The organism is Brevundimonas sp. (genome assembly GCF_018608325.1).
Classification (GTDB): domain Bacteria; phylum Pseudomonadota; class Alphaproteobacteria; order Caulobacterales; family Caulobacteraceae; genus Brevundimonas.
On record NZ_JABAZW010000171.1, the window covers coordinates 9,314 to 17,653 of the forward strand.

Sequence of the window (8,340 nt, forward strand, 5' to 3'; positions counted from 1 at the left end):
CGCCTTGGTCATAGCCACCACCTTGGCCGCCGCCGCTCTGACCACCGCAGCCTGCAATACGGTTGAAGGCGTGGGCCGCGACACCGCCGCCGCTGGTCACGCCGTCACCGGCGCCGCCCAGGACGCCAAGAACTAATCCGAAGCGGCCATGCCGCGCCAAAGACGCTTGCAAGGCCCCGCTTCGTCGGGGCCTTGTTCGTTTCAAGACCGCCTCAGGAGATCGCTGTGAACCAGACCGCCCGCAACGCCGGCCTCGCCCTGCTGAAACAGCACGCCCTGATCGCCGGAAAGCCCATCCCCGCCAATGGTGCGGGCATCGCCGTGGACGATCCGGCGACCGGCGAGATCATCGGCTACGTCCCCGATCTGGGCGTGACGGAGACAAAGGCCGCCATTCAGGCCGCCGCCGACGCCTTTCAGGACTGGTCGCGGTCTGATCCGCACAAGCGCGCCGCCTTCCTGCGCGACTGGGCCGGACTGATCGACGACAACATCGAGGGGCTGGGCGCCCTGATGGCGCTGGAGAACGGCAAACCGTTCGAAGAGGCCAAGGGCGAGGCCGCCTACGCCAACGGCTTCATCAAATGGTTTGCAGGACAGGCCGAGAGGCTGATCGGCGAGACGCAGGACAGCCCTCTGGGCCATCTGCTGTTGACCTATCGCGAGGCGGTCGGGCCGTGCGCCCTGATCACGCCCTGGAACTTCCCCGCCGCCATGCTGACGAGGAAGCTGGGACCGGCATTCGCCGCGGGCTGCACCGCCGTGGTCAAGCCCGCCAGCCAGACGCCCTTCACCGCCATCGCCCTGGCCGAACTGGCCTATCAGGCGGGCCTGCCGAAGGGGGCGCTGTCCATCATCACGGGCGATGCGGCCACCATCGGCAAGGTGCTGACCGACAGCCCCCTGATCCGCAAGCTGAGCTTCACCGGCTCGACCGGCGTTGGCCGCAAACTGGCCGAGCAATGCGCACCGACGCTGAAGCGGGTGTCGATGGAGCTGGGCGGCGCCGCGCCCCTGATCGTCTTCGCCGATGCCGATCTGGATCTGGCGGTCGCCGAAACCATCAAGGGCAAGTTCAGGAACTCGGGCCAGACCTGCGTCTGCCCCAACCGCATCTATGTCGAACGTTCAGTCGCCGAGACCTATGCCGAAAAACTGGCCGCCGAAGTGGCCAAGATCAAGGTCGGGAACGCCTTTGACGAGGGCGTGAAAGTCGGCCCGCTGATCGAGGACAAGGCCATCGCCAAGGTCGAGAAACACGTCGCGGCGGTCAAGGCAGACGGCGGCAAGGTGCTGACCGGCGGATCACGTCATGAGCTGGGCGGGCGCTTCTTCCAGCCGACCGTGACCCTGGGCGGCGACGACACCCTGTTCCGCGAAGAAGAAACCTTTGGCCCCATGATCCCCGTCTTCGCCTTCGACACAGAAGACGAGGCGCTGGAGAAGGCCAACGCCAGCGACTACGGTCTGGCGTCGTATCTGTTCACCCGTGATCTGGACCGGGCCATGCGGTTCTCGCGCCGGATCGAGGCGGGGATGTGTGGGGTCAATACCGGCCTGATCTCTACCGCCGTCGCCCCGTTCGGCGGGGTCAAGCAATCCGGCTATGGCCGCGAAGGCTCGATCCACGGCATCGACGAATATGTGGACATCAAGACCGTGACGCTGGCGCTGAAATAGATAGGTTTGACTACGCTGAAGTCCGCATAGACGACCGGATCACGCTAGGAACTATGGATTAAACAGATGATCGCCCTGTCGCTTGCCCTAATCGTTCAGGCCGCTCCAGCCGGGTCCCTGCCTGCGCCGCGCTGGACGACCCCGCCCCGCTTCGAATATCCGGCGCGCGCCGTGGAACATGGCGTCGCTGGCGAAGTCATCGTGCGCTGCAGCTACCGACCTGATCAACGCAACTGCGTCATTCTAAAGGAGACGCCGTCCGACATGGGATTTGGCCGAGAGGCCATACGCGCCATCATGCTGGCCAGACCACAGCCAGATCAGGAGGGCGAATTCGATATTCGCGCCAACTTCAGCCTGCAGCAGACGAGAAACTCACCCAGGCCTTGATCCTAGATTGTAATCGAGACGCCTGAGGCGCCCAGGTCCTTGCCCGCGTCCTCAACCTGTTTCAGCGCCTCGACGGCCGCCTTTTCGGCCTCTGCGCCGTCCCGCTGTCTGGCGGGGTCGGTCTTGGATGCCGCTGACTTGGCCAGGCTCTTGATCTGATTGGCCAGACTGCGGGCTTCGGTCAGGAAGTCGCGGTCGGCCTGGGTCGCAGCGCCGCGTCGGGCGGCCTCTGCGAACTTGACCTCGGCCTCCTGCGCCATGCGCCTGTAAGGGTTGGTCTCGCCGCGCGGGTCCGCCGGGTTTGCAGCGGCCTCCTTGCCGTCCTTGCCCGCCCGGTCATCGCCACTGGCCGCAACATCGGCCTGTGCGGCGTTGTGTTCAGCACTCTGGGCCGCATCAGGGTCCGCACTCACCTCGCCGTCCGCTCCCGGCGCCTGAGCAGAGGCGCCATCCGTCGGTGCAGCCGAAGCCGAAACAGACGCCCCACCCAGACCAGCTGCCGAACCGCCTTCTCCGGCATAGCTCTTGACCGCCGCCTTCAGTTCGCGCGCCAGTTGGGCCAGCACCTTGGGATCGACCGATCCGCTCATTTTCAACATCTGCAGCCGCGCCTTGAGCTGATCGACGCGCTGTTTGGCGGCGGCCTTGCGCTGTTCGGACGCCTGACTGGAAGCAGCCGAGTTCAATTGCTTCAATGTCGCCACCGCCGACTGGGCGTCGCGCAACTTGGTCTCGGCCCGCTCCTGAGCGGCCTTTTCGCGCTGAGCGCGGCCTTCGGCCAGGAGGTTGACCATCGAACTGGCGGACGAGACGTTCATGGGCGAAGAGTCTGGGCCGCACCGCTTAATGACCTGTGAATTACGCTACGCCTCGCCCTCGCCTCGGTCTTTTGGCATAAGCCCGCGATGAAGTTCCTCGACCAGGCAAAAATCTACATCCGTTCCGGCAATGGCGGCGCGGGCTCCGTGTCGTTCCGACGCGAGAAATTCATTCCCAACGGCGGCCCCGACGGCGGCGACGGCGGCAAGGGCGGCGACGTCTGGATCGAGGCGGTGGAGGGGCTGAACACCCTGATCGACTACCGCTACCAGCAGCATTTCAAGGCGCAGACCGGTCACCACGGCCAGGGTCGCCAGATGCACGGCGGCAAGGGTGACGACATTCACCTGAAAGTCCCGGTCGGCACCCAGGTGCTAGACGAGGACAAGGAGACCGTGTTGCTGGACCTGGATCAGGCCGGCAAGATCGAGATGCTGCTGAAGGGCGGCAACGGCGGTTGGGGCAATGTGCGCTTCAAGGGGCCGATCAATCAGGCGCCCACCCACGCCAATCCGGGCCAGGAAGGCCAGGAGCGCTGGATCTGGCTGCGTCTGAAGCTGATCGCCGACATCGGTCTGGCGGGTCTGCCCAATGCGGGCAAGTCGACCTTCCTGTCCGCCGCCAGCGCCGCACGGCCCAAGGTCGCCGACTATCCGTTCACCACCCTGACGCCAAATCTGGGCATGGTGGACCTGTCGCCGTCCGAGCGGTTTGTCATCGCCGACATCCCCGGCCTGATCGAAGGGGCCAGCGAGGGGGCCGGTCTGGGCACCCGCTTCCTGGGCCACGTCGAACGGTCGGCCAGCCTGATCCACCTGATCGACGGCACCCAGGATGACGTGGTCGCCGCCTATCATATCATTCGCGGCGAACTGGAAGCCTACGGCGAAGGTCTGGGCGACAAGGCCGAGATTCTGGCCCTGAACAAGATCGACGCCCTGACACCGGAAGTGCGCGAGGAGAAGGCCGCCGAATTGGAGGCCGTCGCCGGTCGTCGCCCCATGCTGGTGTCCGGCGTGTCGGGCGAAGGCGTGCCGGAACTGCTTCGCGCCGCCTGGGCTGAGGTGAAGAAGACGCGCGGCGCCCTGGCCGAAGAAAGCGAAGCCGGACAGGTCACCGGCTGGCAGCCCTGATCACTGAACCCTGAAACCGCCGCCCGCTTGAGCAGGCGGCGGTTTTCAATGCTATGGCTTGGCGGCACCCGAGGTGAAGCTGGAGCGTTCGGCCCTGATGCGTCGCTTTTTCATAGGATCAGCCGCCGCCGCCCTGATGGGGCTGTTGCTCGCGGGCGGCGCCTATTGGGCCTACTGGCATTTCTATGCGCGCTTTCAGCCGGTGACGATCAACCGCAATCAGGCGCAGATTCAGCGGCTGCTGGACGAGGCCTCATGGGTGTCGGACGGGGGCGGCGGCCAGCCCGTCTATATCATCAGCTATCGCGACAGCGCCTCGGCCCAACGTTATGAGCGCGAGGAGGCCGCCAAGCTGCGCGCGGCGGGGGTCGAGGTCCGCTACATCCTCTTCGCCCGCGCCGACCGTGAGGGTTTGGCCCAGTCCACGGCGGCGGAACGGGCCACGGTCGCCGAACTGTGGCTGAGCCGCGACCGGACGCTGCACCAACGCTGGATGGCGACTCCGTCGCGCAGTTGGACGGCGGCAGGCATCCCCCAGGCGGACGGCAATCTGGCCCGGTCCGGCGTCGTGGAGGCCAGTCGGCAGTTCGATGAGCAGTTGAGCCTGTTGCTGAAACAGGCAGGCGTGCGGGTGACCTATCCGCTGATCCTGTGGCGCGACAAACAGGGCTTCCTGAAAGCCTGCGGCTGCGCCGACAGCCGGGCCTGGGCCTTTATCCGCGACGACCTGAACGCCCCCGACCGGGTGGGCCAGACGCGGGATGAAGATGCGATTGCGCCGCCTGACGACACGACGACGCGGATCGCGCCGACAGCGCCCGCCGCCCCTGCCGACGACGGCGCCCTGCCCTATCCGAACCTGTCGCCCCCGCCGCCGGTCGCTGCTGCGCCCTCAGAACCCTATGCCCCCTATCCGCTGGCCCAGCCCGAGCCCCTGCCCGGACCATTTGTCCAGCCCGCGCCCCGCGCACCGGCGCCGCAGCCTCAACAGGCAAGGCCGCAGACCCGTCCGGCGACTCCGGCTCAACAGGCGGCGCCCTCACAACCCCGTCCCCGCGCCCCTGCGACAAACCGCAACGCCCCGCAGGCCCGAAAGCAGGACGATACGACCTTCTATTAAAGGGTGCGGCAGGCGGCGATCAGCCGGTCCACGTCCGCATCGTCCTGATAGAGGCTGAAGCCGAAGCGGATCACGTCATCGCGCACATCGGTCACGATATCGGCCTGCAGCAGACGCGCCTGCCAGGTCTTGGCGTCGGCATGACGCAGAGCCAGAAAACGGGCGCGGGGCGCATCGGCGAGGACCGGATTGAGGATCTCAGCCTGATCCAACGCACCGGCCTGGCCGGCCTGTATGGCGGTCTGGAACCGCTGGGCCAGCGCACGGGCGTGGGCGGCGACATCGGCGGTCGTCAGGCCCTGGTCCGCCAGCATCCGACGCACGGCGTTGAACCGGTAAAGAGCGGAACAATCGAAGGTGGCGCCCCAGAAGCGGCCGCCGTCGCTGCGGTACTGAACACCACCGGGCGGGCCGGACAGGTCGCCGAACTCGGCAAACCAGCCAGTGTTGACTGGGCGCGGCGCAAAACCGGGCGGGGCGTGCAGGAAACAGGCTCCCTCGCCCGCCATGGCGTACTTATAGCCGCCCGCCACATAGAAGATGCGGTCGGCAACCTTCGACAGGTCGGTCGGGGTCGCCATGAAGCCGTGATAGCCGTCGATCAGCACCCACGGCCCCTCGGGTCGCGCCAGATCGGCTAGCGCCTCGATCCCGTCGAACAGGCCGCCGGTGCGGAAGAAAACCTGGCTGACCATGATCCAGTCATGCTGGCCCTCGCGCGCGGCGGCGACGAACCGCTCTGCAAAGGTGTCGAAGGGGGCCAGCGGAATGCGGGTGACCACCGCCTCGCCCGCCTCCTGCCAGCGTTCAGACTGTCGTCGGAAGGAGTGGAACTCGCCGTCCGTCGCCAGAATACGGACCGGCTTCTTCTCGAAACCCGAGAACAGCCGCAGCAGGAAGTCGTGGGTGTTGGACGAGAACACCAGACTGTCTGACGACGGCAGCCCCAGTTCCGCTGCGACGTGTCCCTGAGCCTGCGGGATCACCTCGCCGAACAGCAGGTCCCACTTGTTGTCGGCATGGATGTTGGCGTCGATCCACGCCTGCTGCTGGGCGTCGAAACTGACGTCGGGCCAGAGGTGATGACTGTGTGCAGCGAAATGCAGCCGCTCAGGAGCCAGCGACAGGGCGCGGGAGAAGAGGGGCTTGTGCGTCATACGGGTCGAACCATGTCTGCATCAATGAACCGCGCGCCATGTAGAACACGCCGGATGCGAACCTGCTCAGGTTCGACCACATAAAAGATCAGATAGACGCCGTGTCGTATGAAGCGAACACCCTCGCCCAGGTTTTGTGCGAGAGGATAGAGTTCCGGTCCGTCGCCGACTTCATGACAGCGTTGGCGCAGTTCACGGCCGAATGAGCGCGCCCGCACCGGGTTGTCGCGCGCGATGTAGAGAATGATCTGTCTCAAGTCCCGCTGGCTGGCAGGCGACAGACTGACCTTCATTCCACCTTGCCCGAGGAACCGTTCAGGTCGTCGATTTCCTGATCGAGTTGATCGAAGAAGGTATCGGCATCCACGCCGTCACCTTCAGCGCCCTGCGCAATGGCGGCCCGAAGATCATCCTGAGTCATTTCGCCCGGACGCGCGCCTTCGAGCCAGTTAGCGAGCGCGTCAAGGACCAGTGCATCGGTGGAAGCATAGGCGCCGGCATCAATGGCGGCGCGCATGCCTTTCACCATCTCTACGGGAACATCCGCAGTGATCCGTTCCAGTTTGCCCATCAAGGCCTCCTTTCGATCAGAATCGTCCAGAGGCCTGATAGACGCAAGCCCTGCTTAAACGAGAGCCCCGTGGCAGTGTTTGAACTTGCGGCCCGAGCCACAGGGGCAGGGAGCGTTGCGGCCCGTGACTTCCCACCCGGCAGGCAGGGCGTCGATGGGCAGGCGCGAACGTTCATCGCCGATCAGCGTGCCCTCAGGGTTTTGCGCCTGCGGGTTCAGCATCTCGTTTTCGCCGGTGCCGGGGTTCAGGTGGATTTCCTGGAACTCGGGCATTTCAGGCGGGGCCTGGAAGCGGAACTCGACCGTCATCAGCCAGCGCGTGACGTTGTGGCGCAGGTTGTAGAGCAGGCTTTCGAACAGGTTGAAGGCCTCGGTCTTGTATTCGTTCAGCGGGTCGCGCTGGCCATAGCCGCGCAGGCCGATGACGCCGCGCAGGTGGTCCAGATGGACCAGGTGCTCGCGCCACTGCATGTCGATCATCTGCAGCATGAACTGCTTTTCCAGACCGCGGGTCTGGTCGGCGCCGATCTGTTCCAGACGTTCGGCGGCGCGCGCGTCCGAGGCGGCCAGAAGCCGTTCTTCAATCTCCTCGTTCGACACGCCTTCCTCAGCGGCCCAGTCATGCAGCGGCAGTTCCAGACCCAGGGTCGAACGGACCTGTTCGTCCAGAGCGTCGATGTCCCACTGCTCGGCGTAGGCCTTGGGCGGCATGTAGCGTTCGACCAGATCGGAGACCACGTCGCGGCGGAAATCGCCGACCAGTTCCGACAGGTCCTCGGAGTCCATGAACTCCTGACGTTGCTCGAACACGGCCTTGCGCTGGTCGTTTACGACGTCGTCGTACTTCAGCAGGTTCTTGCGGATGTCGTAGTTGCGGGTCTCGACGCGCTTCTGGGCGGTCTCGATGGCGCGGTTCAGCCACGGGTGGGTGATGGCCTCGCCCGGCGCCACGCCGAAGGTCTTCATGATCGAGTCCAGACGATCACCGGCGAAGATGCGCAGCAGATCGTCTTCGCAGGACAGATAGAATTTCGAGGTGCCGGGGTCGCCCTGACGGCCGGTGCCTCCCCACTCAATGCCTGGGCCCATAAAAATTATCAATTGTTTTCCACCCAAGACTATTTTGACCGACGTGGGACTTTTGCCTCTGTGATATGGACGGCACCCTTTATATTCATCCTACTGGTCCAATTGATTTGTCTGGTCAAATTGATGGCCGATTTAGCGGTCAAAGCAGGCAGGTTGAAAGTCCAAGCCAATGTGAAGAAGAAGAAGAGGAAGGGCAAGGGCAAGAAAGAGAAATGACGATGGCGTGGTGGGTAGAGGACGACGGTGGAGAAGACGTAGAAGGGTGCACTGTAGAGCTTTAATGTCTGTTTAAAAGGTACTCTAGAGTATGAATGTAGCACATGAAGAGATGTAGATCTGATACCACCACCACCACCCCTCACCCTCACCACACTTCACATG

The 8,340-nt window shown here is 64.5% G+C and carries 10 protein-coding genes and 1 pseudogene; 6 read left to right on the forward strand and 5 right to left on the reverse strand.

Annotated features, from left to right (window positions below):
• Positions 1-4 precede the first annotated feature (4 nt).
• The 3 genes from QZ281_RS17380 (at position 5) to QZ281_RS17390 (ending at position 2,070) form a co-directional block, all read left to right on the forward strand.
• Positions 5-136: an entericidin EcnA/B family protein gene (locus QZ281_RS17380; protein WP_292230684.1), complete on the forward strand. Its 132-nt coding sequence runs from the start codon at positions 5-7 to the stop codon at positions 134-136.
• Positions 137-225: 89 nt separating this feature from the next.
• On the forward strand, positions 226-1,680 hold the full coding sequence (locus QZ281_RS17385; protein ID WP_292230637.1) for an NAD-dependent succinate-semialdehyde dehydrogenase: 1,455 nt from the start codon (positions 226-228) through the stop codon (positions 1,678-1,680).
• A 66-nt stretch (positions 1,681-1,746) separates the two neighbouring features.
• A complete protein-coding gene (locus QZ281_RS17390) occupies positions 1,747-2,070 on the forward strand; it encodes an energy transducer TonB (RefSeq protein WP_292230639.1) in 324 nt (107 codons plus the stop codon).
• 2 nt (positions 2,071-2,072) lie between these two features.
• On the opposite strand, the gene QZ281_RS17395 is transcribed toward QZ281_RS17390, so the two are convergent.
• Complete coding sequence (locus QZ281_RS17395) at positions 2,073-2,888, reverse strand: hypothetical protein (RefSeq protein WP_292230642.1); 816 nt, start codon at positions 2,886-2,888, stop codon at positions 2,073-2,075.
• A gap of 87 nt (positions 2,889-2,975) precedes the next feature.
• Between QZ281_RS17395 and obgE the strand changes: the two genes are divergently transcribed.
• Together obgE and QZ281_RS17405 are read left to right on the forward strand one after the other, a co-directional pair.
• Entirely contained in the window at positions 2,976-4,022 is a 1,047-nt protein-coding gene (gene obgE / locus QZ281_RS17400; protein WP_292230645.1) for a GTPase ObgE, read from the forward strand.
• Positions 4,023-4,119: 97 nt separating this feature from the next.
• Positions 4,120-5,142: a hypothetical protein gene (locus QZ281_RS17405; protein WP_292230648.1), complete on the forward strand. Its 1,023-nt coding sequence runs from the start codon at positions 4,120-4,122 to the stop codon at positions 5,140-5,142.
• Here the strand turns inward: QZ281_RS17405 and QZ281_RS17410 are convergent.
• From QZ281_RS17410 to QZ281_RS17425, 4 genes and pseudogenes are all read right to left on the reverse strand, one after another.
• Positions 5,139-6,299, reverse strand: coding sequence for an aminotransferase class V-fold PLP-dependent enzyme (locus QZ281_RS17410; RefSeq protein WP_292230651.1), 1,161 nt, complete (start codon positions 6,297-6,299; stop codon positions 5,139-5,141). The two genes, QZ281_RS17405 and QZ281_RS17410, sit on opposite strands and share 4 nt — an antisense overlap.
• Positions 6,296-6,592 (reverse strand): type II toxin-antitoxin system RelE/ParE family toxin, encoded by a 297-nt coding sequence (locus QZ281_RS17415; RefSeq protein ID WP_292230654.1) that lies wholly within the window; start codon positions 6,590-6,592, stop codon positions 6,296-6,298. Before QZ281_RS17415 ends, QZ281_RS17410 begins: the two co-directional genes overlap by 4 nt.
• On the reverse strand, positions 6,589-6,870 hold the full coding sequence (locus QZ281_RS17420; RefSeq protein WP_292230657.1) for a hypothetical protein: 282 nt from the start codon (positions 6,868-6,870) through the stop codon (positions 6,589-6,591). The genes QZ281_RS17415 and QZ281_RS17420 overlap by 4 nt, the downstream gene beginning before the upstream one ends.
• 54 nt (positions 6,871-6,924) lie before the next feature.
• Positions 6,925-7,932, reverse strand: a pseudogene (locus tag QZ281_RS17425) (SEC-C metal-binding domain-containing protein); the annotation flags it as partial.
• 92 nt (positions 7,933-8,024) lie between these two features.
• Here QZ281_RS17425 and QZ281_RS17430 point away from each other — a divergent pair.
• Positions 8,025-8,240, forward strand: coding sequence for a hypothetical protein (locus QZ281_RS17430; RefSeq protein WP_292230658.1), 216 nt, complete (start codon positions 8,025-8,027; stop codon positions 8,238-8,240).
• Positions 8,241-8,340 lie beyond the last annotated feature (100 nt).

Coding starts and splice junctions, on each gene's coding strand:
- QZ281_RS17390 (WP_292230639.1), top strand. CDS start 1,747: ATGATCGCCCTGTCGCTTGCCCTAATCGTTCAGGCCGCTCCAGCCGGG.
- QZ281_RS17395 (WP_292230642.1), bottom strand. CDS start 2,888: ATGAACGTCTCGTCCGCCAGTTCGATGGTCAACCTCCTGGCCGAAGGC.
- obgE (WP_292230645.1), top strand. CDS start 2,976: ATGAAGTTCCTCGACCAGGCAAAAATCTACATCCGTTCCGGCAATGGC.
- QZ281_RS17405 (WP_292230648.1), top strand. CDS start 4,120: ATGCGTCGCTTTTTCATAGGATCAGCCGCCGCCGCCCTGATGGGGCTG.
- QZ281_RS17410 (WP_292230651.1), bottom strand. CDS start 6,299: ATGACGCACAAGCCCCTCTTCTCCCGCGCCCTGTCGCTGGCTCCTGAG.
- QZ281_RS17415 (WP_292230654.1), bottom strand. CDS start 6,592: ATGAAGGTCAGTCTGTCGCCTGCCAGCCAGCGGGACTTGAGACAGATC.
- QZ281_RS17420 (WP_292230657.1), bottom strand. CDS start 6,870: ATGGGCAAACTGGAACGGATCACTGCGGATGTTCCCGTAGAGATGGTG.
- QZ281_RS17430 (WP_292230658.1), top strand. CDS start 8,025: ATGGACGGCACCCTTTATATTCATCCTACTGGTCCAATTGATTTGTCT.